This is a genomic window from Paraburkholderia terricola (genome assembly GCF_900142195.1).
Classification (GTDB): domain Bacteria; phylum Pseudomonadota; class Gammaproteobacteria; order Burkholderiales; family Burkholderiaceae; genus Paraburkholderia; species Paraburkholderia terricola.
The window spans coordinates 93,357-117,725 of sequence record NZ_FRAB01000007.1; the positions used below are offsets into that span (position 1 = coordinate 93,357).

The window sequence follows — 24,369 nt, forward strand, 5'->3', positions numbered from 1 at the left end:
CGATGAAGCGTCAGCGGGTGCCGGGCTTGGAGGCGTCCTTGCGCATCATCTTCCACAGCGCGCCGAGCAGAACCGGCACGATTGCCGCGCCGATACCCACCAGCACGATCACATTCAGATATTGGCGGATGAACGGAATGTTGCCGAAGAAATAACCGAGCAACACCAGCAGCAGCACCCACAACAACGCGCCGAGAACGTTGAAAAGCTGAAACCGGCTCACCGTCATTTCGGACGCGCCGGCAACGAAGGGCGCGAAGGTCCGCACTACCGGAATGAAGCGCGCCAGCACGATGGTCTTGCCGCCATGCTTTTCGTAGAAATTGTGGGTCTTCTGCAATGCGCTGCGGTCGAGAAAGCGCTCGAGAAAAGGGATGTGCGAATTGAACACCCGCGGTCCAATGGCCCGCCCAATCATATAGTTGACCGTGTTGCCGCTGATTGCCGCGACGAGCAGCAGCACGATCAGCAAGCCAACGTTCATTTCACCGGTCGCGCAGAAAGCACCGCCGATGAACAGCAATGAGTCGCCCGGCAAAAACGGCAGGACGACCAGCCCCGTTTCGCAGAACACGATCAGAAACAGCACCGCGTAGACCCAGGCGCCGTACACGTGAATGAAGTCTCCCAGAAACTTGTCGATGTGCAAGACAAGATTGGCGAAATGTAGCAACGTGTCCAAAGGCGTCCTTTATTGAGCGAATGTGAGCGCGGCGGGGAATAGCTCTGCGAACCTACGAGCGAACGCGACGAGCACTCGCTCACCGCCCCGCAATTGACCGCGTCATGATACCGAAAGTGCCCGGCCGCAATTAAAAAAGTCCGGCCGCTCGGACGCCTCGGGGCCCGCGGTGCCGAATCGCTATAATTTCGCCATGTCCGAATTCTCCGAAACGTCTGCCGGCACCACCGCCGCGGCCGCGGTTTCCGCCGCTGCGCCCGCCCCACGCCCATTGCGCGCGATTCAGCCGCTGCCCGACCAGTTGATCAGCCAGATCGCGGCCGGCGAAGTGGTCGAGCGGCCCGCTTCGGTGGTCAAGGAGTTGCTGGAAAATGCGCTCGACGCGGGTGCGCAGACTTTGCGCATCATGCTCGACGAAGGCGGCGTCAAACGTATTTCGATCACCGACGACGGCCGCGGCATTCCCGAAAACGAACTGGCGCTTGCGCTGATGCGTCATGCGACGAGCAAGATCCGCTCGCTTGCCGAACTGGAAGCGGTCGCCACGCTGGGCTTTCGCGGCGAGGCGCTAGCCTCGATCGCATCGGTCGCGCAGATGTACATCACGAGCCGCACCGCGGACGCGCCGCATGCGGTGCGCGTCGACGCGCAAACCGGCGTGCTGAGCCCCGCTGCCGGCACCCAGGGCACCACGATCGAAGTGCGCGAGTTGTACTTCAACACGCCCGCGCGCCGCAAGTTTTTGAAGAGCGAGCAAACCGAACTCGGCCATTGTCTCGAACAGATTCGCCGCGCGGCGCTGGCACGACCGGACGTGGCGATTTCGGTGCTGCATAACGGCAAGGCGGTCGAACACTGGAACGCCAGCGAACCACCCGTGCGAGTCGCGAAGATTCTCGGCGAGACATTTGCAACGGCGCATCTGCCGCTCGACGAATCCGCCGGACCGCTTGCCGTCTACGGCTGCGCGGGTCTGCCGACCGCGAGCCGCGGGCGCGCCGACCAGCAGTATTTCTTCGTCAACGGCCGCTTCGTGCGTGACAAGCTGCTCACGCACGCCGTGCGCGCTGCTTATGAAGACGTGCTGCACGGCGACCGCTATCCGTCCTACGTGCTGTTTCTCGATCTGCCGCCTGAAGCCGTCGATGTGAACGTGCATCCGTCGAAGATCGAAGTGCGTTTTCGCGATTCGCGCTCGATTCACCAGTTCGTGTTCCACGCGGTACAGCGCGCGCTGGCGCGGCATGCGGGCGCGTCGCCGGAAACGACGGCAGGCGGGCATGCCGCGCATCTGGAGGCGTCGATGGGCGGGCCGGCGTCGTTCGGCGCCACGCCGTTAGGTGGAGCGGGTACCGCCAGCCTTGGTACGAGCGCGGGCGCAGGCGGCTTCGGTGGCGGATCTGGCTCGTCGTCACAGCCGGGCAACACATGGATGCGCCAGGCGCGCATGACGCAAGGCACCTTGCCCGTTGCCCAACCGCTGGCGTTTTACGACGCGCTGTTCGGCCGCAGAGACACAAACGCAGGCGCAGTGGAAGGCGCGACGCTCTTCGAAGCGCGCGACTCGGCCACGGAAACAACCGCGCCGTACAACGCCTCCGCGCCTTATGCGTCACCCGCCTTCAACGTCGCCGACGAACAGCCGCTCGGCTTCGCGCTCGGCCAGATCCACGGCATCTACGTGCTCGCGCAGAACGCGCACGGCCTCGTGATCGTCGACATGCACGCCGCGCACGAGCGCATTCTGTACGAGCAGTTCAAGAACGCGCTGGCCGATCGCACGATCGCCGTCCAACCGCTGCTGATCCCGCAGACGATGCAGGCCGATCCGATCGAAATCGGCACGGTCGAGGAAGAGCGCGACACGCTCGACGCGCTCGGCTTCGACCTCGCGGTGCTGTCGCCCACCACGCTCGCCATCCGCGCCGTGCCCGCGCTCTTGAAAGACGCCGATCTACAGGCGCTGGCGCGCGCGGTCCTCTCCGACCTTCACGCGTTCGGCGGCTCGCGCGTGTTGACCGAGCGTCAGCACGAACTGCTCGGCACGCTCGCCTGCCATCACGCGGTGCGGGCGAACCGGCGCCTGACGCTCGATGAAATGAACGCGCTGCTGCGCCAGATGGAAGCGACCGAGCGCGCCGATCAATGCAACCACGGGCGTCCGACGTGGTATCAGTTGACGCTCTCCGATCTCGATCGGTTGTTCATGCGTGGGCAGTAGCGGTGCGCTCGATCACGCTCATTCGCCGCGCGCCGGTTTCCCCATGACTTCACGCACTGCCACGCCGGTCGCTTGCCTGCTAGGGCCCACCGCATCCGGCAAGACCGCCGCCGCGCTCGCGCTGGCCGCGCGGCGGCCGGTGGAAATCATCAGTGTGGATTCGGCGCTGGTCTATCGCGAGATGGACATCGGCACGGCAAAACCGACGGCGCAAGAGCTCGCGGCGGCACCGCATCATCTGATCGACATCGTCGATCCGGCCAACGCCTATTCAGCGGCCGAATTTCGCGCGGATGCGTTGCGCCTGCTGGGCGAGATCAGCGCGCGCGGGCGAGTGCCGTTGCTGGTCGGCGGGACCATGCTGTACTACAAGGCGCTCACGCAAGGACTGAACGACCTGCCGCCCGCCGACGCCGAGCTTCGCGCCTCGCTCGACGCCGATGCCGCGCGCGAAGGCTGGCCTGCAATGCATGCGCGACTTGCCGCGCTCGACCCCGTGACGGCCGCTCGTCTTGCGCCAAACGATTCGCAGCGGATTCAGCGGGCGCTGGAAGTGTTCATGTTGACCGGCCAGCCGATGTCCGCGTTGCTGGCCGCGCCGGCTCGGGTGGACAACGCCGCTTCGGCGTGGCGCTTCGTGCCGGTTGCGCTGGAACCTTCCGATCGAAGCATGCTGCACGCGCGCATCGAAAAGCGCTTCGACGCGATGCTGGCGGGCGGCTTCGTCGATGAAGTGGTGAAACTGCGCGAGCGTGGGGATTTGTCGCCGGAGATGCCGTCGATGCGTTGCGTGGGCTATCGGCAGGTATGGGAATATCTCGACGGAGCCGTCGATTATCCGACCATGCGGGACAAGGGAATCTTCGCTACGCGGCAACTGTGCAAGCGGCAGCTTACGTGGCTGCGGAGCATGACTGAGCGGGTAGTGATCGATTGCTGCGACCCGCGCGCTACCGCGCGGGTGCTCGATGTGATTGAAGCGTTGATCTGAATCGCTATCGGCCCCGCGCGGCGCTTGGAACTTCCACGCCGCGCAGGCAAACGAGCCTTGGGTTAAACCACAACCGTTTGAGCTTCACCCGGCGCGCTTTCGCGAATCGCGCCGATTTTCCAGACCTGCTCGCCGGCTGCGGACAACAGCCCGATCGCCGCGTCCGCATCCGCGGCGGACACCACCACCGCCATCCCGATGCCGCAGTTGAACACGCGGTGCATTTCGGCATCCGCCACGCCGCCGTGCTTTTGCAGCCACGAGAACAGCGGCGGCAACGGCCAGCCGCGATGATCCAGCTCAGCCGTCAGGCCTTCACGCAAAACGCGCGGAATGTTCTCGACGAGCCCGCCGCCGGTAATGTGCGCCATACCCTTCACAGCGATCTGCTGCATCACGGCGAGCAACGGCTTCACATAGATATGCGTGGGCGCCATCAGCGCGTCGGCGAGTGAGCGGCCGTCGAAATCCGCATTCAGATCAGGCTGCGCGCGCTCGATGATCTTGCGCACCAGCGAAAAACCGTTCGAATGAATCCCGCTCGAAGCCAGCCCCAACACCACGTCGCCGGGGGCGATCGTGCTGCCGTCGATAATCTTGCTCTTTTCGACCGCGCCGACCGCGAAGCCAGCCAGATCGTACTCGCCGTCCGGATACATGCCCGGCATTTCCGCCGTCTCGCCGCCGATCAGTGCGCAGCCCGCCAGTTCGCAACCATATGCGATACCCTTCACGACCGTGGCCGCCGTACCGACGTCCAGCTTGCCGCACGCGAAGTAGTCGAGGAAGAACAGCGGCTCGGCGCCTTGCACGAGAATGTCGTTCACGCTCATCGCCACCAGGTCCTGGCCGACGGTGTCGTGTTTGTTCAGTTGAAACGCGAGGCGCAGCTTCGTGCCGACACCGTCGGTGCCCGACACCAGCACCGGCTCCTTGTAGCGCTTCGGCACTTCGAACAGCGCGCCGAACCCGCCGATGCCGCCCAGCACGCCGTCGCGCATCGTCTTTTTGGCAAATGGCTTGATCGCGTCGACAAGGGCGTCGCCCGCGTCGATGTCCACGCCGGCGTCGCGATACGACAAACCTTGGGCGTCAGGGGCGGATTTCGGTTGATTCATGGGGAAGAGCGAGAAGGTCGGTAAAATGCGATTTTACCCGATGCCGGCCGGTTGGCTGGATTTCACGCGTTCCGACGACACCTGGGAAACAAACTTTGCAACAGAACTCCTCCATCCTGACGCCCGTTCAGCGCCGCGCCTTCATCTGGCTGGCCATCGCACTGGGCGTCGGCATTTTGCTGTGGCTCCTGAGCCCGGTCCTCACACCGTTTCTGCTCGGCGCGATTCTCGCGTACATTCTTCAGCCTGGCGTCGCGTGGATGGTGCGCCGGCGTGTGCCGCGCGCCGTCGCCGCGTTGCTGATGATGCTGCTGTTCACGCTCCTGATGACCATGCTCGTGCTGCTGGTGCTGGCCGTCGTCCAGAAAGAAGCGCCGCAACTCAGGCAGCAGGTTCCGGTGCTGTTCACGCATATCAACGCGTGGCTGCAACCGAAACTCGCGCTGCTGGGCCTTGCCGATTCGCTCGATTTCGCCAGCATCCGCGATCTCGTGATGGGGCAACTGGAAGGCAGCGCGCAAACCGTCGCGCTTTACGTGTGGACCTCCGTGCGCACCAGCGGCAACGTCATGATGACGGTGGTCGGCAACGTCGTGATGGTGCCGCTCGTGCTGTTCTATCTGCTGTACGACTGGAATCGCATGCTCGCGCGCATGCAGGCCGTCGTGCCGCGCCGCTGGCTCGACAAGACGCTGCAACTCGCGCGCGACATGGACCAGATGCTGTCGCAATACCTGCGCGGCCAGTTGCTCGTCATGGGCGTGCTCGCCGTGTACTACGCGGTCGCGCTGACCATCGCCCGCTTCGAGATCGCGTTGCCGGTCGGCATTTTCACGGGTCTCGCGGTGTTCATCCCGTACATCGGCTTCGCCACCGGTCTCGCGCTGGCGCTGCTCGCGGCGCTCCTGCAATTCGGCGACTGGTATGGCTTCGGCGCGGTCGCGCTGATTTACGGCGTCGGCCAGATCGTGGAGAGCTTCTTTCTCACGCCGCGCCTCGTCGGCGAACGCATTGGCCTGCACCCGCTCGCGGTCATCTTCGCGCTGCTTGCGTTCGGCCAGCTGTTCGGCTTTTTCGGCGTGTTGCTGGCGCTGCCGGTCAGCGCGATTCTCTCGGTGGCGATGCGCGAGTTGCGGCAAAGCTATCTGACGAGCACGCTTTACAACAACTGACGGGTCATTGACTTGTCATCGACTGTTTAGGGCCCGAGGTTCGGGCCATTCGCGGCCCAAGCCTCATTTTCGGCATCAACCTACTGTGCTTCGTCAACTGACGCTCGATCTCGGCACCCCGCCGCCATCGACATTCGATAACTTCTTCGCCGGCGCCAACGCCGAGCTGGTCACGCGGCTGCGCGAGCTCGACAACGCGCTCGCGGCCGGGCCGGTGGCCGATCGCACCTTCTATATCTGGGGCGAAGCCGGCAGTGGCCGCACGCATCTTTTGCAGGCGCTGGTGCACGAAGCGCCACCGGGCCATGCGCGCTATGCGGGTCCCCAGAGCAGTCTCGCCGCCTTCACGTTCGACCCGCGCGTCGCGCTGTATGCGATCGACGATTGCGACGCTTTGTCGGCCGCGCAGCAGATCGCCGTGTTCAATCTCTTCAACGAAGTGCGCGCGCATCCCACGAGCGCGCTGGTCGCCGCGGGCAACGCGCCGCCGATCGGCATGACGGTGCGCGAGGATTTGCGCACGCGGCTCGGCTGGGGCCTCGTGTTCCATCTGGCGCCGCTGCCGGACGAGGACAAGGCCGCCGTGCTGAAGCACGCGGCGCGCGAGCGCGGCATCATGCTCGCCGACGACGTGCCCGCCTACCTGCTCACGCATTTTCGCCGCGACATGCCGAGCCTGATGGCGCTGCTCGACGCGCTCGACCGCTTCTCGCTCGAACAGAAACGCGCCGTCACGCTGCCGCTTTTGCGCACCATGCTCGCCAAGCCGGACGCCGACGAACGGCGCGCGGCGTCCGCTTCGTCTGCGTCACCCGCCGCTTCAAGTAAAATAGGCCCTCATGGCTAATCTCGCACTCTTCGATCTCGACCACACCCTCATTCCCACCGACAGCGACCACGAATGGGGCCGCTTCATGGTGAAACACGGCATGGTCGACGCCGACAATTTCGCCCGTGAAAACGACCGCTTTTACGCCGACTACAAAGCCGGCCAGCTCGACATTCACGCTTACCTGATCGCCATGCTCACGCCGCTCGCCAAGTACACGCGCGCGCAGCTCGCCGACTTTCACGCGCAGTACATGCACGAAGTCATCACACCGGCGATCCAGCCGGTCGCGCTGGAACTGGTGAAGCAACATCAGGAAGCGGGCGACCTCTGCTGCGTGGTCACGGCCACCAACGAATTCATCACCCGTCCGATCGCGCAAGCGTTCGGCGTCGACACGCTGATCGCCTGCGAAGTGGAAACCGTCGACGGCCAGCCGCATTCGCCGTACACCGGCCGCCCCACCGGCATGCCGAGCTACAAGGAAGGCAAGATCGCGCGCACCGAGGCGTGGCTCGCCTCGCTCGGCAAGACGTGGAGCGACTTCGAGCGCAGCTATTTCTATAGCGACTCGCACAACGACATTCCGCTGCTCGAAAAGGTCACCGATCCGATCGCGACCAATCCCGACGACACATTGCGCGCCCATGCGCAGGCCAAAGGCTGGCGCATCCTCGAACTCTTTCAATCCACGTGATCAAAAAATTTATCCGCAAGCTATTCGGCCAGGACTCGGCGCCCGCTGAGGACACCCCATCCGCCGAAGCCGAAGCAGACGAAACCGGCAGCGCACCGGCACGCCATGCAGCAGGCGCTTCAGGCGCCGGCAAGACACGCCGCAAACCCGCCCGCGGCGGCGCGGCGGTCAAAACCGTGCCCGATCCCGATGTACCGGTCATCATTCCGCACGACGTGCACGGCATCGATCAGGCGCTGATCTCGAGAAACGCGATTCGCGTGACCGAAGGGCTGCAACAGGCGGGGCACCGCGCGTTCATCGTCGGCGGCGCGGTGCGCGATCTGCTGCTCGGCATCAAGCCGAAAGACTTCGACGTCGCCACGGACGCCACGCCCGAACAGGTGCAGAAGCTGTTTCGCCGCGCGCGCATCATCGGCCGGCGGTTTCAGATCGTGCACGTGCAGTTCGGCCAGGAAATCATCGAAACCTCGACGTTCCGCGCGCTGGTCGATCCGCCGGCCGCCGACGCGCCGCCGCAGCGCCGCCTGAAGCGCGACGAACTCGACCGCCGCACGCACGCCGTGGACGCGAGCGGTCGCGTGCTGCGCGACAACGTCTGGGGCGAGCAGCACGAAGACGCCACGCGCCGCGATTTCACGATCAACGCGATGTACTACGATCCGGCCACGCAAACCGTGCTGGATTATCACAACGGCATGGCCGACATGCGCGCGCGCCTCTTGCGCATGATTGGCGACCCCGCCACGCGTTATCGCGAGGATCCGGTGCGCATGCTGCGCGTGGTGCGTTTTGCCGCGAAGCTGGACTTCGAGATCGAGGACACGACGCGCGCGCCGATCGCCGACATGGCGGATCTGATCAACAACGTGCCCGCCGCGCGTCTTTTCGACGAGATGCTCAAGCTGATGCTGTCGGGCCACGCGCTCGCCTGCCTGAAGCGTCTGCGCCAGGAAGGCCTGCATCATGGCCTGCTGCCGTTGCTCGATGTGGTGCTGGAGCAACCCACCGGCGAAAAATTCATCACGCTTGCACTCACCAACACGGATGCTCGAGTGCGCGCCGGCAAACCGGTGTCGCCCGGCTTCCTGTTCGCCACGCTGCTGTGGCACGACGTGCAGCAGCGCTGGCAGAAATTTGAAGCGAACGGTGAATATCCGGTGCCCGCGCTGCATCGCGCGATGGACGAAGTCCTCGATATGCAAACCGGGAAACTTGCGATCCATAAGCGCTTTTCGGCGGACATGCGCGAAATCTGGGGCCTGCAGTTGCGCCTCGAAAAACGCTCGGGAAGGAGCGCGCTGAAGCTGCTGGAACACCAAAGATTTAGAGCGGGGTATGATTTCCTCCTGTTGCGCTGCGAATCGGGTGAACTCGACGAGTCGGTCGGTGCGTGGTGGACGGAGTTCATCGAAGGAGACGTCGCGGCGCGTGAGGCCTTGCTCACGCAAGGCGGGAAGGACCGGAGTCCCCGAAAACGACGGCGGCGCAGCAGTGGCGCCAGGAACCGCAATGCGGGCGACGGAATGGAGGGCGGCACGCCAGCCGAACGCACAGCCAACGAAGCGGGCCATGACGGTTCGCACGAAAACTGACCTCGCGTTCGCTGAAGCCGTCGAACGATAGTTGCAGGAAGTTATGCCATGACGGTTGCTTATCTCGGCCTCGGCGCGAATCTCGGGGACGCGCGCCAGACCCTGAAAGACGCGGTGGTGTGCCTCGCACAACAGCACGCCATCACCGTGCTCGCCAAGTCGAGCCTGTATCGCACTGCCCCGATCGACGCGGGCGGTGACGATTATTTCAATTGCGCCGTGAAGATCGAAACGACGCTCCCCGTGCGGCACCTGCTTGCGCTGTGCCACAAGATCGAGCATCAGTTCGGCCGTGAACGGCCGTTTCGCAACGCACCGCGCACGCTCGATCTCGACATCCTGCTCTACGGCGATCAATCGATCGACGAACCCGATCTGATCGTGCCGCATCCGCGTCTGATCGAACGCGCCTTTGCGCTCGTGCCGCTGATCGAAATCGACGCGGCGCTCATCATCCCGCAGCATGGCCGCGCGGACGGGTTGCTCGCCGGCGTCGCCGATCAGCGCATCGAAAAGGTCAAATCAACCTGCCAGTGTCCGATGCTCAATGCGTTCGCGACAGGCGCCGGCACGGACGGCAAAGGCCGCTGCGAATGAATTCTCCACCGCTTACCGTCACCGCGCCGCATCTGCGGCCTCCGTTCGGCTATCTCGCGATCGAAGGGCCGATCGGCGTCGGCAAGACGTCGCTCGCGCGGCGCCTCGCGCAACGCTGGTCGATGCAGGAAATGTTCGAGCGGCCGCAGGACAATCCCTTTCTCGAACGCTTTTATCGCGACACCACGCGTTACGCATTGCCCGCGCAGTTGCACTTCGCGTTGCAACGCGCTCAGCAGGCGCAGGAAGTGAGCGTGGCGCATGTGTCGGGCACGCCGCTGATCGCCGACTTCATGACGCAGAAGAACGACATCTTCGCGCGTCTGACGCTGCAGGAGGACGAGTGGCACCTGTATCGCGCGCTCGCCGCGCGGCTCGAGGTGAGCGCGCCGGCGCCGGACTTCGTGGTCTATCTGCAGGCCAGTCCCGAGGTGCTGTTCGCGCGCATTCAAAAGCGCGCCGTGCCGATGGAACTGCAGATTTCCGATGCGTATCTGCACGCGCTGTGCGACGCGTACAACGAGTTCTTCTATCACTACGACAGCACGCCCGTGTTGACGGTCAACGCCGAACATCTGAATCCGCTCGACTCGGACGCGGACCTTGCGCTGCTCGCCGAACGCATCGAAACCATGCGCGGCCGCAAGGAATTCTTTGTCAAAGGCACGTCGCTTTAAGCGGCTCGGCCACCTCTTTTTCCAACGGATTGACCCATGACCTATTTGCAGGATGCGAGCCGGAACGCCATCACCGTGCCGAAACTGCAGGCAATGCGCGATGCCGGCGAAAAGATCGCCATGCTCACGTGTTACGACGCGAGCTTCGCCGCGTTGCTGGATCGCGCGGGCGTCGACGTCATGTTGATCGGCGATTCGCTCGGCAACGTGTTGCAAGGTCAGACGACCACATTGCCGGTGACGTTGGCGGACATCGCGTATCACACCGCGAGCGTCGCGCGGGTGCGGCCTTCGGCGCTGGTGATCGCCGACTTGCCGTTCGGCACCTACGGCACGGCGGAAGATGCCTTCCGCAGTTCGGTGGAATTGATGCGCGCCGGCGCGCAGATGGTGAAGCTCGAAGGCGGCGAATGGCTGGCGGACACGGTGCGTTTTCTGGTCGAGCGCTCGATTCCCGTGTGCGCGCACGTTGGGCTCACGCCGCAGTCGGTGCACGCGTTCGGCGGCTTCAAGGTGCAAGGGAAAACCGAGGCGGGCGCGAGCCAGCTGCTGCGGGATTCGCTTGCGGTGCAAAATGCCGGCGCGCAATTGATCGTGATCGAGGCGGTTCCGACGCTGCTCGCGAGCGAAGTGACGAAACAACTGCGGATTCCGACGATCGGCATCGGCGCGGGTCTGGATTGCTCGGGTCAGGTGCTGGTGCTGCACGACATGCTGGGCATTTTCCCCGGCAAGCGGCCACGCTTCGTGAAGGATTTCATGCACGGCCAGCCGAGCATTCTGGCCGCGGTGGAAGCGTATGTGCGCGCGGTGAAGGACGGCTCGTTTCCTGGGCCTGAGCACATGTTCTGATTTGACTGTCGCGGCTCGGCGGTTCGGTCGCCGAGGCCGCGGTTTGTTTTTGCGGACGCGCGCGGGTGGCTCCGCGTTCCGGCTCTAGCGGACGATCCGCGCCGGCAACGCGCCGCGCAACGCGTTGCATATCAGTAATGCTTCGGCGTTCAGCACGTCGGCCCGCGTGAGTATTTTTTCAGCCGCTCGCAGGCCCGAATCCTCTTCCAGCAATACGCTTCGCATCACGCCGGGCAGCACGCCCGACGCGAGCGGCGGCGTCCACCACCGCCCTGCCAGCTTCAGAAAGACATTCGAGCGGCCGCCTTCGGTCAACTCGCCCCGCTCGTTGAAAAACAGCGTGTCGAATGCGCCCTTCGCTTCGGCTTCACGCCAGCCTCGATCGTATTCGGCCCGGCGCGTGGTTTTGTGGCGCAGCAGCGCGTCGTCGGCTCGTGTGGCGGGAAAATTGTGGTCCGGGCCGAGCAGTACGCCGACCGTTTGATCGGAGTCGGAGCGGGCTAGCGGCGTCAGCACCGCGGCGGTGATGTGAATCGCGCCGTTTTTGCTCAATGCGAGCCGCATGCGGTGCGGGGTTTGCGGCGGCAGCGCCTCGCATTTCGCTGCAAGCTGCGCGCGAAGTTCGCTTTCCTCGCCGAGTCCGAAGCCCAGCGCCGCCGCGCTCGACGAGAGCCGCGCGAGATGCCGCGACAGATATCGCACGCCCTCTTCCCGCGTCGCGTGCATCGTTTCGAATAGCTCGAAGCCAGGGTCGGCGCCGGTCAGGAAGCGCGCCTTCAATTGGCATTCCGCATATTCGTCGGCGGGGACGCTGTCGAGCACGATGCCCGCGCCGATGCCGAGCTTGCCTCGCAGTTCGGCTGACCGGGCCGTCGTCGGGTTGAGAACCAAGGTGCGGATCGCGACCGACAGGCAGAAGTCGCCGCAGGCGTTTTCGCACGCGTCGGGATTCGATGCAGACGACGTGGCGGCCTCGTCGTGGCCAGGCGCCGGCGCATCGAGCCAACCGATCGCCCCTGTGTAAAGACCGCGCGGCGTGCTTTCGAGCTCGTCGATCAACTGCATCGTGCGATGCTTCGGCGCGCCGGTGATCGAGCCGCACGGAAACAGCGCGCGCATGATTTCGGCGAACGAGGTGCCCGCGCGCAACGTTGCCTGCACCGTGGATGTCATTTGCCAAACCGAGGCATATGGCTCGACGGAAAACAGTGCAGGCACGTTGACGGACCCCGTTTGCGCGACCCGCGAAAGATCGTTGCGCAGCAGGTCGACGATCATCACGTTTTCAGCGCGGTTTTTCGGATCGTTGCCGAGGAATTCGGCCGCGGCGCGATCGGCCGCCGGATCGTCCGAGCGCGACGCCGTGCCTTTCATCGGCCGGGCGCGCAACGTGGAACCTGCCTTTTCGATGAAAAGCTCCGGCGAGCACGACAGCACCCAACGATTGGCCGGCAACGCGATCAGCGCGCCGTACCGAACCGGCTGCCGGGTCCTCAAGCGCCGATAGAGCGCCGCGGGCGAGCCGAACACATCGAAGCGGAGCCGATAGGTGTAGTTCACCTGATAGGAATCGCCCGCGCGCAAGGCGGCATGGATCGCGTCGATCGCCTGGTTGAATTGCGCCGCATCGACGCTCGCGCTCACGTTGGCCGTGCCCGCCACTGAGGGCTCAAGCGCGCCGCCATCGCGCGCCATGAGCCACGCGTCGACCTCGTCGCGCGAAAGTTTCTCGCAACGTTCGAACAATAAAAAACACAGCGCGGCATCGCCACGCTGCGTTTTCATGAAGTGCCGGGACTTCCCGTCGAGAAGCAGATTACGGCCGAATTCATAGTCGGCCAGCACGATGGCATGCAATCCGCGCCGGCTCTCGGCAGCCACGGCTTCACACACGGCTTCGAGCTGCGCGGAATCCGCACAAACGAGCTCATGCGAAAAACCCGTGTAGAGACGGCTCGAGCGCCACGCCGCCGTCGCGTCGCAATCGTCGAGCAATGCGAAAACCGCGTCGCGCTCATCCGCCGTCATGCTGACCGCCAAAATCAAACCGCCATCAATCGAAGAAGCTCTTCACCCGGTCGAACCAGCTTTTGCTTTGGGGACTATGCCGCGCGCCGCCTTCCACCAGCGCCTTCTCGAACTGCTGAAGCAACTCGCGCTGCGACTCGGTGAGCTTGACCGGCGTTTCCACTTGCACGTGCACGTACAGATCGCCGGCAATGCTGGAACGCAGCCCCTTGATACCCTTGCCGCGCAGACGGAACGTCTTGCCCGACTGCGTGCCCTCCGGCACCGTGAAGCTGGCGCGCCCCGCCAGCGTGGGCACTTCGATCTCGCCGCCGAGCGCCGCCGTGGTGAAGGGAATCGGCATCTGGCAATGCAAATCGTCGCCGTCGCGTTCGAATACCGAATGCTGCTTGATGTGAATCTCGACGTACAGATCGCCCGACGGACCGCCGTTGATACCCGGCTCGCCGTTGCCGGCGGAGCGGATGCGCATGCCGTCGTCGATACCTGCCGGAATCTTCACTTCGAGCGTCTTGGTTTCCTTCACCTTGCCGGCGCCGTGGCAGTGGGCGCAGGGCTCGGGAATATAGGTGCCGGTGCCGTGGCATTTCGGGCAAGTCTGCTGGATGCTGAAAAAGCCCTGCGACATGCGCACCGCACCGGAGCCGCTACAGGTCGGGCAGGTTTCGGGCTTGGTGCCGGGCTTCGCACCCGAGCCGTGACAGACTTCGCACGATACCCAGCTCGGCACGCGAATCTGCGTGTCGTAGCCGTGCGCGGCCTGTTCCAGCGTGATTTCCATGCTGTAGCGCAGATCCGCGCCGCGATAGACCTGCGGGCCGGCCCGGCCGCCACCGCCGCGTGCTGCGCCGCCGGCCGCCTGACCGAAGATGTCGCCGAAAATATCGCCGAACGCATCGGCAAAACCGCCGAAGCCCTGCGCACCGGCTCCGCCCATATTCGGATCGACGCCGGCGTGGCCGTACTGATCGTACGCGGCACGCTTTTGCGAGTCCGAGAGCATTTCATAGGCTTCCTTCACCTCCTTGAAATGCCCTTCCGCATCCTTGTTGTCCGGATTGCGGTCAGGGTGGTGCTTCATCGCAAGCTTGCGATAAGCCTTCTTGATTTCGTCGTCGCTCGCGTTCTTCGCAACGCCCAGAACCTCGTAGTAATCCCGTTTCGCCATATCGGTTCAACGCCACTCGCGCAATACGGCGCGGTGGCTCCTCTTGAATGCTGGAGTCTCACGACTCGTCCGGCCGCTGTTCACGCCGCTTTCAGGCGGCTAAAACAACGCCCTCCATAAAACAAATGTGCCCGGAGAGCCCAAAAGGCTCGCCAGGCGAGATAACCGCTCTTGCACGTTCGCGAGACCAGAACGGCTCGGTCCCTTGTGCAGCCGGGCCGCACACATCGCTGTGTGCGGCTTTACGGTCGAAATGCGACCTGGCTTTAGTCTTTCTTGACTTCCTTGAACTCAGCGTCGACCACGTCGTCCTGCTGCTGGCTCGCGCCGCCCGCCGATGCACCCGCGCCAGCCGCGCCCGCTGCCGCCGCTTCGGCGCCTTGCGCTGCCTGCATGTCGGCGTACATCTTCTCGCCCATCTTCTGCGAGGCCGTGGCTACCGCTTCGATCTTGGCTTCGATCGTCGCCTTGTCGCTCGAACCGCTCTTCAGCGCCTCTTCGAGCTCCTTCAACGCGGTTTCGATCTTTTCCTTCTCGGCGGCTTCCAGCTTGTCGCCGTATTCGGTGAGCGCCTTCTTCGTGCTGTGGACCAGCGCGTCGCCCTGGTTGCGGGCGTCGGCCAGCTCACGCAGCTTGTGATCTTCTTCCGCGTTCGCTTCTGCGTCCTTCACCATCTTCTCGATCTCAGCTTCGGACAGACCCGAGTTCGCCTTGATCGTGATGCGGTTTTCCTTGCCGGTCGCCTTGTCTTTCGCGCCGACGTGCAGAATGCCGTTCGCGTCGATGTCGAAGCTCACTTCGATCTGCGGCGTGCCGCGCGGCGCCGGCGGAATGCCTTCGAGGTTGAACTCGCCCAGCAGCTTGTTGCCGGCCGCCATTTCGCGTTCGCCCTGGAACACCTTGATCGTCACGGCGCCCTGATTGTCGTCGGCCGTCGAGTAGACCTGCGCGTGCTTGGTCGGGATCGTGGTGTTCTTGTTGATCATCTTCGTCATCACGCCGCCGAGCGTTTCGATGCCGAGCGACAGCGGGGTCACGTCGAGCAGCAGCACGTCCTTGCGGTCGCCCGACAGAACCTGGCCTTGAATCGCGGCGCCAACGGCCACGGCTTCGTCCGGGTTCACGTCGCGGCGCGGATCCTTGCCGAAGAATTCCTTAACCTTTTCCTGCACCTTCGGCATGCGGGTCATACCGCCGACCAGAATCACGTCGTCGATTTCGCCGACCTTCACGCCCGCGTCCTTGATCGCCACGCGGCACGGTTCGATCGTGCGCTCGATCAGCTCCTCGACCAGCGCCTCGAGCTTCGCACGCGTGATTTTCAGGTTCAAGTGCTTCGGACCCGACGCGTCGGCCGTGATGTACGGCAGGTTGATTTCGGTTTGCTGGCTCGACGACAGCTCGATCTTGGCCTTTTCCGCCGATTCCTTCAGGCGTTGCAGCGCGAGCACGTCTTTCGACAGATCGACGCCCTGCTCCTTCTTGAACTCGCCGATGATGTAATCGATGATGCGCTGGTCGAAGTCCTCGCCGCCGAGGAACGTATCGCCGTTCGTGGACAGCACCTCGAACTGCTTTTCACCGTCGACATCCGCGATTTCGATGATCGACACGTCGAACGTGCCGCCGCCCAGGTCGTACACCGCGATCTTGCGGTCGCCCTTCTCGTTCTTGTCGAGGCCGAATGCGAGCGCGGCCGCGGTCGGCTCGTTGATGATGCGCTTCACTTCGAGACCGGCGATGCGGCCTGCGTCCTTGGTTGCCTGACGCTGGCTGTCGTTGAAGTACGCGGGAACCGTGATCACCGCTTCGGTGACCGGCTCGCCGAGGTAGTCTTCAGCCGTCTTCTTCATCTTGCGCAGCACTTCCGCGGAGATTTGCGGCGGCGCCAGCTTCTGCTCGCGCACTTCGACCCATGCGTCGCCGTTATCGGCCTTCATGATCTTGTACGGCATCAGGCCGATGTCTTTCTGCACTTCTTTTTCTTCGAAGCGGCGGCCGATCAGGCGCTTGACCGCGTACAGCGTGTTCTTCGGGTTCGTGACCGACTGACGCTTCGCGGGCGCGCCGACGAGAATCTCGCCGTCTTCCATGTAAGCGATGATCGACGGCGTGGTGCGCGCACCTTCCGAGTTCTCGATCACCTTGACCGAATTGCCTTCCATGATCGCCACGCACGAGTTGGTCGTGCCGAGGTCGATGCCGATAATTTTGCCCATTTTTACTAATCTCCTGACTTTGATCGCTGCGGAAAGCGCCGTTTTTGCCGTGTGGCGGTCAGGCGCTCCGCTCTCAATTCATAACCTGCACTCAACATAAGTGCGTCCGCATCGTTTTCAAGACCTCTTTTGCGATGCGGTCTTTAATTTTTTTCAATCAGCCGAACTTTCGTCCGAATTCGCGCCACTGCCGTGTGACGACGCGGCACCGCTCGCATTGGCCGCCCGGATCTTGTCCCGCGCGGCCGCGACCGCCGCCTGGAACTGCCCGAGGCCGTGCCAGCCGGTCGCCCGGCCGAGCCGCTTGCCGCGGTGAAAGAAAAACCAGGTGGGCACGCCGTGAAGCATGAAGCGACGGCCCAGTTCACGATGCTCGTAGACGTTGCTGTGAAACCATTTGAGCCCGAGCGCGCGAATCGCGTCGGGCTGCGCCAGCATGGCCTTCTTGGCGATCTCGCAGTTGAAGCAGTCGAGCCCCCAGAAAAACACCACGGCCAGTGCGTCCCCCGCTTCCGCGAGCCCGGCGTCGAACGATGCGGCGCTGAGTTCCCGCATGTCGAACACTGTGAAGGCGGTGGCGTCGACGGGAATGTTCGTCATGACGGCGGCTATGCGAAACGGCTGACCAGAACCCCGCGACGCTTACTTCGGCGCCGCGACGGTCACGAGCGCCGGGCGCAGCACGCGGTCGGCGATCACGAAACCCTTTTGCAGCACCGCGACCACGGTGTTCGGCTCCTGGTCGGCCGGCACCATCGAAATCGCCTGATGACGGTGCGGATCGAACTTCTCGCCAACCGGGTTCAAGGCGACGACGCGGCCCTTCTCCAACGCGCCATTGAGCTGGCGCAACGTGAGTTCGACGCCTTCGCGCACCTTCTGCAGATCGTCGGACGAGTGGGCAACCGCCGCTTCGAGACTGTCGACCACCGGCAGCAAATGCTCAGCGAAATTTTCGATTGCGAATTTATGGGCCTTGGCCACGTCTTCCTGCGCACGGCGGCGCACGTTCTCGGTCTCCGCCTTGGCCCGCAGGAAGCTTTCCTGCAACTCGGCGATCTTCGCCTCGGCTTCGGCCAGCGCGGCTTGCGCGGCGGCTGCGGGCGCCTCGGCGGCGGCGCCCGCGGCTGCCTCGTCCTGTTGCGGAGCAGTTGCCTCGGGAGCCTCTGCGGCCTGGCGCGCGGCTTCGTCGGCGGGCGTGGGATTCTGGCTCGTCGGGTTCTCTTGCGTGTTTTCCATGTCGCTGAAAGTCGTTAAAAGTAAAAGCCAACGGTGGTGGCGGCGCCCAACAACCGGTGCCATTCGTGCGTTGCAATATTGCGACAACAACCGGGCGCGGATGGGGCGCGTCACCGCGTATCGCCACCGCAGATGGGGCCGGAAAGACCCGTTTCAAGCGCCTCTGCCCGAACTTTTCACGCCGCTGACGCGCGGCGGAAATGCGCCGTTACAACCATTGGATCGGAGCAATCAGATTGAGATTGAGTGCGACCAACAAGTGGCCTATGCTCCAATAAAGCATCGGAAAAGACGTGTTAACCCTAGTCTAACAAGCGCCTTTCCGACATTTTTCAAATTCCAACCGAAACGCCCGTTTCTATCCTGCAACGTCCCGAGGGGAGTACCGTGAAACTGACCTTTGCAATCTCGGTGGTCGCCCTGGTACTGATTGCAGGCACCACGACCATCTGCATGTCCGGCGCTGTCAACGATCGCACGACCGAATACGGCGGCGTGAACGCGACCTTGGAACAACTGTTCTGTTTAACCGCCACCTGACAATTTGTCGATAGTGCGCCGGTCGCGCTTGGTCGGCCTGCCGTGCAATGCGGCGGCCGGTTCGCGATACGTCTTGCGCCGTTCCTGCTCGGCCTGTCGCTTTACCTTGCTCTCCCCGGTTTCGGCATAAAGCGTCTGCGCGACGCTCGCGGGGCCGCGCACGTCGCACACGCCCAGCACTTCCACCTGCCACACGATCCGTTCGATCTCGATCTCGACCAGGTCGCCGACCCGCACGTCCTTGCTCGGCTTGACGGTCGCGCCGCCAATGCGCACGTGCCCCTTGTCGACCGCGTCCGCCGCCAGCGAGCGCGTCTTGAAGAAGCGCGCCGCCCAGAGCCATTTGTCGATGCGCAGCCTCGCGCCCGGTTCAGTGGAGATCCTGTAATTCATGAGCCTCGGTCAAGCCCCTGTCGTATGCGGCACCGGCACCGCCTGCACCGGCCAGCCTTGCAAATTCTGCGCGACGATTTCGCCGAGCGCCGCGATCCACGCTTGCGACGCATTCAGGCAGGCGATCCGGTGAAACTCCTTGCCGCCCGCATGCAGGAACTCGTCGCGCACTTCCATGCCGATTTCCTCGATGGTTTCCAGGCAATCGGCGGTGAAGCCTGGACAGAACACGTCAGCACGCCGCACGCCCGCCGCGCCCAATTCCTTCAGCGTGGGCGCAGTGTACGGCTGCAGCCATTCGGCCTTGCCGAAGCGCGACTGGAAAGTAATGCGGCATTCCACCGGCGTCAGTTCGAGCGCCTGCATCAACAAGGCGCCGGTCTGCTGGCATTGCTCGTGGTACGGATCGCCGAGATCGAGCGTGCGCTTGGGCACGCCGTGAAAACTCAGCACCAGCTTGTCGCCCGCCGCGAAGTCAGGCCGGCCATGCTGATGCCAGTATTGACGCACCTGCGCGGCGAGGGCGGCAATATAGGCCGGATGGTCCGCGTAATGCCGCACCGTGCGGATTTCCGGCTGGTTGCGCATGCGCTTGAGAGCCGAAAAAGCATCGTCGAACGCGGTGGCCGTGGTGGACGACGAGTATTGCGGATACATGGGCATGAGCAGCACGCGCTCGGCGCCCGCCAGCTTCAACTGGTTCAGCATGGCCGGAATGCCGGGCGTGCCGTAACGCATCGCGTAGTCGACCAGCACCGTGTAATCGTTCAATTGCAGCAGATGGCGCAACGCCTCCACCTGCTTCTCCGTATGCACGCGCAACGGCGAGCCCTCGGGCATCCAGACCGCCGCGTATTTCTTCGCCGACGCCCGGCCGCGCGACGGCAAGATCAGCAGGCGCAGAATCACCTGCCAGAGCAAGGCGGGAATCTCGACCACGCGGGGATCGGAGAGGAACTGCGCCAGATAGCGGCGGACCGCGCGCGGCGTCGGCGCGTCCGGCGTGCCGAGATTGATCAGCAGCACGGCGACACGATGTGACGTGGCGTTCTGTGAAGGCCGCTCGAGGTCGAAGCGCATAGGCAGGAGGGGTAACCGCTTTGGGCGGAAAGTCGGTTCAGGTGGGATTCATTATAGCGGCGCGGTTCCCGGCGAGGTCCGCCGGAGACCCCTGGCCATTCGGCCAATTGGCAAGCCGGGCGCCGTCGCGCATCATGTGCGGCACGAACCTCCGCGGCCGCGATGGGCGGCCGTGTTACTGCTGGCTGAGGGTGAGGGAAAGCAGACGCGCCGTGATATCCACGATCGGGATCACGCGGTTGTAGGCCATGCGGGTCGGCCCGATCACGCCGAGCGTGCCGACGATCTTGCCGTTCACCTCGTAGGGCGCGGTGACGACGCTCATTTCCTCGATCGGCACCAGGTTCGACTCGCCGCCGATGAAAATCTGCACACCCGCCGCATGGCTCGACACGTCGAGCAATTGAAGGAGGCTTGTCTTTTGGTCGAACACATCGAACAGCTTGCGCAAGCGCGCCATGTCCGAGGACAGATCGGCGACTTCCAGCAGGTTGCGCTCGCCGGAAATCAGCACGGTCTCGCCGGTGTCGGCTTCATCCGTGCTGGCGGTGACGGCGGCGTGCATCAACGTGGTCATGTCGCCGCGCAGTTCGTCGATTTCCTCGCGCAGACGGCGGCGCACTTCGTCGAACGACAGGCCAGCGAAGTGCGCGTTGATGTAATTCGACGCTTCAACCAGTTGCGACGGCGAGAAGTCGCGCTGGGTGGCCATGATGCGGTTCTGCACGTCGCCTTCCGGCGTCACGATGATGAGCAGGATGCGCTTGTCGGACAGGCGCATGAATTCGATCTGCTTGAACACATGGCTGCGCCGCGGCGTGAGCACCACGCCGGCGAACTGCGACAGATTGGAGAGCACGCTCGCCGCCGCGGCGACGATTTTCTGCGGTTCGCCCGCCTGCAGCGTAGTCTTGACGGTACGCATCACGGCTTCTTCGTCCGCGGCGGATTCCACCGTCAGCATCGTATCCACGAAGAGCCGGTAGCCGCGCGGCGTGGGAATGCGGCCCGCCGACGTATGCGGACTGATCACGAGCCCCAGGTCCTCGAGATCGGACATCACGTTGCGGATCGTGGCCGGACTCAGTTCGAGGCCGGAATAGCGTGACAACGTGCGCGAGCCGACCGGCTGACCTTCGGCGATGTAGCGCTCGATCAGCGTTTTGAGGAGGGTTTGTGCGCGAGGATCTAGCATGACGGAAAATTTTAGCTCAATGACAGCGCTACCGCGAGCGCTAACGGCGCCCGCCCCTAACGGCCGCGCCGCAAGCCGGCGGGACGGCGTTTCGCATTCGCTCCGGCGCGCGTGCCAGCCCGCGGTTCGGCGCTTCGTCCAGCGTTCTTACGCCCGCGCGATCCAGTGGCGGCGCGAAGTCCATCGCTCGGTACAGCGCCTCGCCGGCCGCCAGTCCGACGAATCCGACGGCAGCGCGCCGCCGCACTTTACCCGGCGCGCATGTCATCAAGGCTTCACCATTCTAACGACAATCCCGCGATACGCTGACAGCCCGCTCCAGCCGGCCCGCCACCGGGTCTGTCTGCGGTTCTTTTCAGGCCCCACCTATGGTGTAATGCCGGCATGCAAGTAACCAGCCAGTTCAAGACCGTTGCGCTCGTCGGGCGGAACAACACGCCGGGCATCGGCGAGCCGCTGACCGAGCTCGCCGCGTGCATCGCGAAGCGCGGCTTCGACGTCGTGTTCGAAGCCGAGACGGCCGCTGAAATCGGCATCACCGACTACCCGGCGTTGCGTCCCGCCGAGATCGGCGCGCGCGCCGACGTCGCCGTGGTGCTGGGCGGCGACGGCACCATGCTCGGCATCGGCCGTCAGCTCGCGCCTTACCGCACGCCGTTGATCGGCATCAACCACGGGCGGCTCGGCTTCATTACCGACATTCCGATCTCCGACATGCGCGAGACCGTGCCGCAAATGCTGTGCGGCAACTTCGAGCGCGAGGAACGCATGCTGCTCGAAGCGCGCATCATGCGCGGCGGCAACCCGATCTATCACGCGCTGGCCTTCAACGACGTGGTGGTGAACCGCAGCGGCTTCTCGGGCATGGCGGAACTGCATGTCTCGGTGGACGGGCGCTTCATGTACAACCAGCGTTCCGACGGCCTGATCGTCGCCACGCCGACCGGCTCGACCGCTTACGCGCTTTCTTCACAAGGGCCGATCCTGCATCCGCAGTTGCAGGGCATCGTGCTGGTGCCGATCGCGCCGCACGCGCTGTCGAACCGGCCGATCGTGCTGCCGGACGATTCAAAGGTGAGCATTCAGATCGTCTCGGGCCGCGAAGTGAACGTCAATTTCGACATGCAGTCGTTCACCTCGCTGGAACTGAGCGACACGATCGAAGTGCGCCGCTCGCGCCATACCGTGCCGATTCTGCATCCGGTCGGCTACAGCCATTACGCGACGCTGCGAAAGAAGCTGCACTGGAACGAATACCCGTCACACGAAGAAGACGACAAACCCTGAGCGGCCGGCAATCACTGGAACGCGAACGCCGCCGCTGCCGAACCCTGAATCTCACGCTCACCAGACGACCTCCATGCTTCGCCATCTCTCGATACGCGACTTCGTCATCGTCGCCGCGCTCGATCTCGAATTCGACAGCGGCTTTACCGTTTTCTCCGGCGAAACCGGCGCCGGCAAGTCGATCCTGATCGACGCGCTGGCGCTCGCGCTCGGCGCGCGCGCCGATGCGAGCGTGGTGCGCACCGGCGAGAGCCGCGCCGACATCACCGCCGAGTTCGAGACGCATGCGCAAGTCGAGCAGTGGCTCGACGAGCAGGCGCTCGGGGCCACCGCCGACGACGGCCAGCACGGCGGCACGGTGATGCTGCGGCGCGTGGTGGACGCGAACGGCCGCTCGCGGGCGTTCATCAACGGCACGGCGGCGACGCTGGCGCAACTGCGCGAAGTCGGCGAAATGCTGGTGGATATCCACGGTCAGCACGCGCATCAATTGCTGATGCGCCCGGACGCGCAACGCGAACTGTTCGACACGCACGCGGGTTTGACCGAGACCGCCGCGGCGGTAACGCGGGCGTGGCGCACGTGGCGCGAGAAGGTTCAGGCAGTCGAGCATGCGCAAACGCGCGACCGCGAGTTGCAACTGGAGCGCGAGCGCCTCGCATGGCAGCTCGCCGAACTGGACAAGCTCGCACCCCAGCCGGGCGAATGGGAGGAGGTCAACAGCGAGCATCGGCGGCTGTCGCATTCGGCCAATCTGATCGACGGCGTGCAAGGCGCGCTCGCCGCGCTGTCCGAATCGGACGAGGCGATGATCACGCACCTTGCGTCGATCATCTCGAAGATGCGCGACCTGGCCGAGATCGATCCGGCGCTGAACGACGTGCTGGCCGCGCTCGAACCGGCCGAGATCCAGTTGCAGGAAGCGGCGTATTCGCTGAGCCATTACGCGCAAAAGCTCGAACTCGACCCGGACCGTCTCGCGCAAGTCGAAAAGCGTCTGGACGCATTGCATTCGGCCGCGCGCAAATTCCGCTTGCAGCCCGAAACGCTGCCCGAGGAACACGAAGCGCGCCGCGCGCAACTGGCCGCGCTCGACGCCGCCGCCGATCTCGACAGCCTGCACGCCGCCGAAGCCCAGGCCCGCGAAGCCTTCCTGGCCGAGGCGAAAAAACTGTCGAAAGCGCGCGCCAAAGCCGGCAAGGCGCTCGGCGCGGCGGTCACCACCGGCATGCAGGAACTGTCGATGAAAGGCGGCAGCTTCGAGGTGGCGCTGGTGCCGCTACCCGAAGGCGGCGCACATGGACTCGAGCAGGTGGAGTTCCGCGTCGCCGGTCATGCCGGCGTGCCGCTGCGGCCGCTCGCGAAGGTTGCCTCAGGCGGCGAACTGGCGCGCATCAGCCTCGCGCTGGCGGTGATCGCGAGCGCCGCCAGCCCGACGCCCACGCTGATCTTCGACGAAGTGGATACCGGAATCGGCGGCGGCGTCGCCGAAGTGGTCGGGCGTTTGCTGCATCAACTCGGGCAAGCGCGCCAGGTGTTGTGCGTGACGCACTTGCCGCAGGTCGCGGCGCGCGGCGACCATCATTTCCAGGTGGCGAAGGCGGGCAACGGAAAGGGCGGCACGGTCAGCAGCGTGATCTCGCTCGACAAGGCGAGCCGCGTGGAAGAAGTCGCGCGCATGCTTGGCGGCCTGGAAATCACCGCGACCACCCGCAAGCACGCGAAGGAAATGCTGGCGGCGTAGCGTAGTTGTGCGAGGACAGGGGAATCGCAGCGGCGCAACGTTCAG

The 24,369-nt window shown here is 64.2% G+C and carries 22 protein-coding genes; 12 read left to right on the forward strand and 10 right to left on the reverse strand.

Translation table 11 applies throughout. The annotated features are described in order from the left end of the window. Positions 1-10: 10 nt before the first annotated feature. Positions 11-682 carry a DedA family protein gene (locus tag BUE39_RS08420; RefSeq protein ID WP_073428190.1) on the reverse strand — a complete coding sequence of 224 codons (672 nt, stop codon included), beginning with the start codon at positions 680-682 and terminating at the stop codon, positions 11-13. A 193-nt stretch (positions 683-875) separates the two neighbouring features. On the opposite strand from BUE39_RS08420, the gene mutL reads away from it, so the two are divergent. Together mutL and miaA are read left to right on the forward strand one after the other, a co-directional pair. After that, entirely contained in the window at positions 876-2,903 is a 2,028-nt protein-coding gene (gene mutL / locus BUE39_RS08425) for a DNA mismatch repair endonuclease MutL (RefSeq protein ID WP_073428191.1), read from the forward strand. Positions 2,904-2,946: 43 nt separating this feature from the next. Then, complete coding sequence (miaA, locus tag BUE39_RS08430) at positions 2,947-3,894, forward strand: tRNA (adenosine(37)-N6)-dimethylallyltransferase MiaA (protein ID WP_073428192.1); 948 nt, start codon at positions 2,947-2,949, stop codon at positions 3,892-3,894. A 62-nt stretch (positions 3,895-3,956) separates the two neighbouring features. Here miaA and purM read toward each other — a convergent pair whose 3' ends face one another. After that, positions 3,957-5,012 (reverse strand): phosphoribosylformylglycinamidine cyclo-ligase, encoded by a 1,056-nt coding sequence (purM, locus tag BUE39_RS08435; RefSeq protein ID WP_073428193.1) that lies wholly within the window; start codon positions 5,010-5,012, stop codon positions 3,957-3,959. 95 nt (positions 5,013-5,107) lie between these two features. Here purM and BUE39_RS08440 point away from each other — a divergent pair, with 95 nt between their 5' ends. The 7 genes from BUE39_RS08440 (at position 5,108) to panB (ending at position 11,431) form a co-directional block, all read left to right on the forward strand. Next, the gene (locus tag BUE39_RS08440; RefSeq protein WP_073428194.1) at positions 5,108-6,184 is read left to right on the forward strand and encodes an AI-2E family transporter; all 1,077 of its coding nucleotides are present in this window, start codon (positions 5,108-5,110) and stop codon (positions 6,182-6,184) included. An 85-nt stretch (positions 6,185-6,269) separates the two neighbouring features. After that, positions 6,270-7,031, forward strand: a complete 762-nt coding sequence (hda, locus tag BUE39_RS08445) for a DnaA regulatory inactivator Hda (protein ID WP_073428195.1) — start codon at positions 6,270-6,272, stop codon at positions 7,029-7,031. Then, positions 7,024-7,710, forward strand: a complete 687-nt coding sequence (locus BUE39_RS08450; RefSeq protein WP_073428196.1) for a histidinol-phosphatase — start codon at positions 7,024-7,026, stop codon at positions 7,708-7,710. Before hda ends, BUE39_RS08450 begins: the two co-directional genes overlap by 8 nt. Next, positions 7,707-9,305, forward strand: coding sequence for a polynucleotide adenylyltransferase PcnB (pcnB, locus tag BUE39_RS08455; RefSeq protein WP_073428197.1), 1,599 nt, complete (start codon positions 7,707-7,709; stop codon positions 9,303-9,305). Before BUE39_RS08450 ends, pcnB begins: the two co-directional genes overlap by 4 nt. A gap of 48 nt (positions 9,306-9,353) precedes the next feature. Continuing rightward, positions 9,354-9,902, forward strand: a complete 549-nt coding sequence (folK, locus tag BUE39_RS08460) for a 2-amino-4-hydroxy-6-hydroxymethyldihydropteridine diphosphokinase (protein WP_073428198.1) — start codon at positions 9,354-9,356, stop codon at positions 9,900-9,902. Then, positions 9,899-10,579, forward strand: a complete 681-nt coding sequence (locus BUE39_RS08465) for a deoxynucleoside kinase (RefSeq protein ID WP_073428199.1) — start codon at positions 9,899-9,901, stop codon at positions 10,577-10,579. The genes folK and BUE39_RS08465 overlap by 4 nt, the downstream gene beginning before the upstream one ends. Positions 10,580-10,615: 36 nt before the next feature. Then, a complete protein-coding gene (panB, locus tag BUE39_RS08470; protein WP_073428200.1) occupies positions 10,616-11,431 on the forward strand; it encodes a 3-methyl-2-oxobutanoate hydroxymethyltransferase in 816 nt (271 codons plus the stop codon). Positions 11,432-11,515: 84 nt separating this feature from the next. On the opposite strand, the gene pabB is transcribed toward panB, so the two are convergent. From pabB to grpE, 5 genes are all read right to left on the reverse strand, one after another. Then, the gene (gene pabB, locus BUE39_RS08475; RefSeq protein ID WP_073428300.1) at positions 11,516-13,459 is read right to left on the reverse strand and encodes an aminodeoxychorismate synthase component I; all 1,944 of its coding nucleotides are present in this window, start codon (positions 13,457-13,459) and stop codon (positions 11,516-11,518) included. Positions 13,460-13,484: 25 nt separating this feature from the next. After that, a complete protein-coding gene (dnaJ, locus tag BUE39_RS08480) occupies positions 13,485-14,627 on the reverse strand; it encodes a molecular chaperone DnaJ (RefSeq protein WP_073428201.1) in 1,143 nt (380 codons plus the stop codon). A 266-nt stretch (positions 14,628-14,893) separates the two neighbouring features. Beyond that, positions 14,894-16,846: a molecular chaperone DnaK gene (gene dnaK, locus BUE39_RS08485; protein ID WP_073428202.1), complete on the reverse strand. Its 1,953-nt coding sequence runs from the start codon at positions 16,844-16,846 to the stop codon at positions 14,894-14,896. A gap of 153 nt (positions 16,847-16,999) precedes the next feature. Then, positions 17,000-17,446 (reverse strand): thioredoxin family protein, encoded by a 447-nt coding sequence (locus tag BUE39_RS08490; RefSeq protein WP_073428203.1) that lies wholly within the window; start codon positions 17,444-17,446, stop codon positions 17,000-17,002. A gap of 42 nt (positions 17,447-17,488) precedes the next feature. Next, a complete protein-coding gene (gene grpE, locus BUE39_RS08495; protein ID WP_073428204.1) occupies positions 17,489-18,085 on the reverse strand; it encodes a nucleotide exchange factor GrpE in 597 nt (198 codons plus the stop codon). Positions 18,086-18,472: 387 nt separating this feature from the next. Here grpE and BUE39_RS35130 point away from each other — a divergent pair, with 387 nt between their 5' ends. Next, entirely contained in the window at positions 18,473-18,625 is a 153-nt protein-coding gene (locus BUE39_RS35130; RefSeq protein ID WP_167363274.1) for a hypothetical protein, read from the forward strand. Here BUE39_RS35130 and BUE39_RS08500 read toward each other — a convergent pair. From BUE39_RS08500 to hrcA, 3 genes are all read right to left on the reverse strand, one after another. Next, a complete protein-coding gene (locus tag BUE39_RS08500) occupies positions 18,611-19,018 on the reverse strand; it encodes an RNA-binding S4 domain-containing protein (RefSeq protein ID WP_073428205.1) in 408 nt (135 codons plus the stop codon). The two genes, BUE39_RS35130 and BUE39_RS08500, sit on opposite strands and share 15 nt — an antisense overlap. Before the next feature lie 9 nt (positions 19,019-19,027). Beyond that, entirely contained in the window at positions 19,028-20,098 is a 1,071-nt protein-coding gene (gene hemH / locus BUE39_RS08505; RefSeq protein WP_073428206.1) for a ferrochelatase, read from the reverse strand. A 175-nt stretch (positions 20,099-20,273) separates the two neighbouring features. Beyond that, positions 20,274-21,293 carry a heat-inducible transcriptional repressor HrcA gene (gene hrcA / locus BUE39_RS08510; RefSeq protein WP_073428207.1) on the reverse strand — a complete coding sequence of 340 codons (1,020 nt, stop codon included), beginning with the start codon at positions 21,291-21,293 and terminating at the stop codon, positions 20,274-20,276. A 384-nt stretch (positions 21,294-21,677) separates the two neighbouring features. On the opposite strand from hrcA, the gene BUE39_RS08515 reads away from it, so the two are divergent. Together BUE39_RS08515 and recN are read left to right on the forward strand one after the other, a co-directional pair. After that, the gene (locus tag BUE39_RS08515; protein ID WP_073428208.1) at positions 21,678-22,580 is read left to right on the forward strand and encodes an NAD kinase; all 903 of its coding nucleotides are present in this window, start codon (positions 21,678-21,680) and stop codon (positions 22,578-22,580) included. A 73-nt stretch (positions 22,581-22,653) separates the two neighbouring features. Beyond that, positions 22,654-24,324 (forward strand): DNA repair protein RecN, encoded by a 1,671-nt coding sequence (gene recN, locus BUE39_RS08520; RefSeq protein WP_073428209.1) that lies wholly within the window; start codon positions 22,654-22,656, stop codon positions 24,322-24,324. The last annotated feature ends 45 nt before the right edge of the window (positions 24,325-24,369 follow it).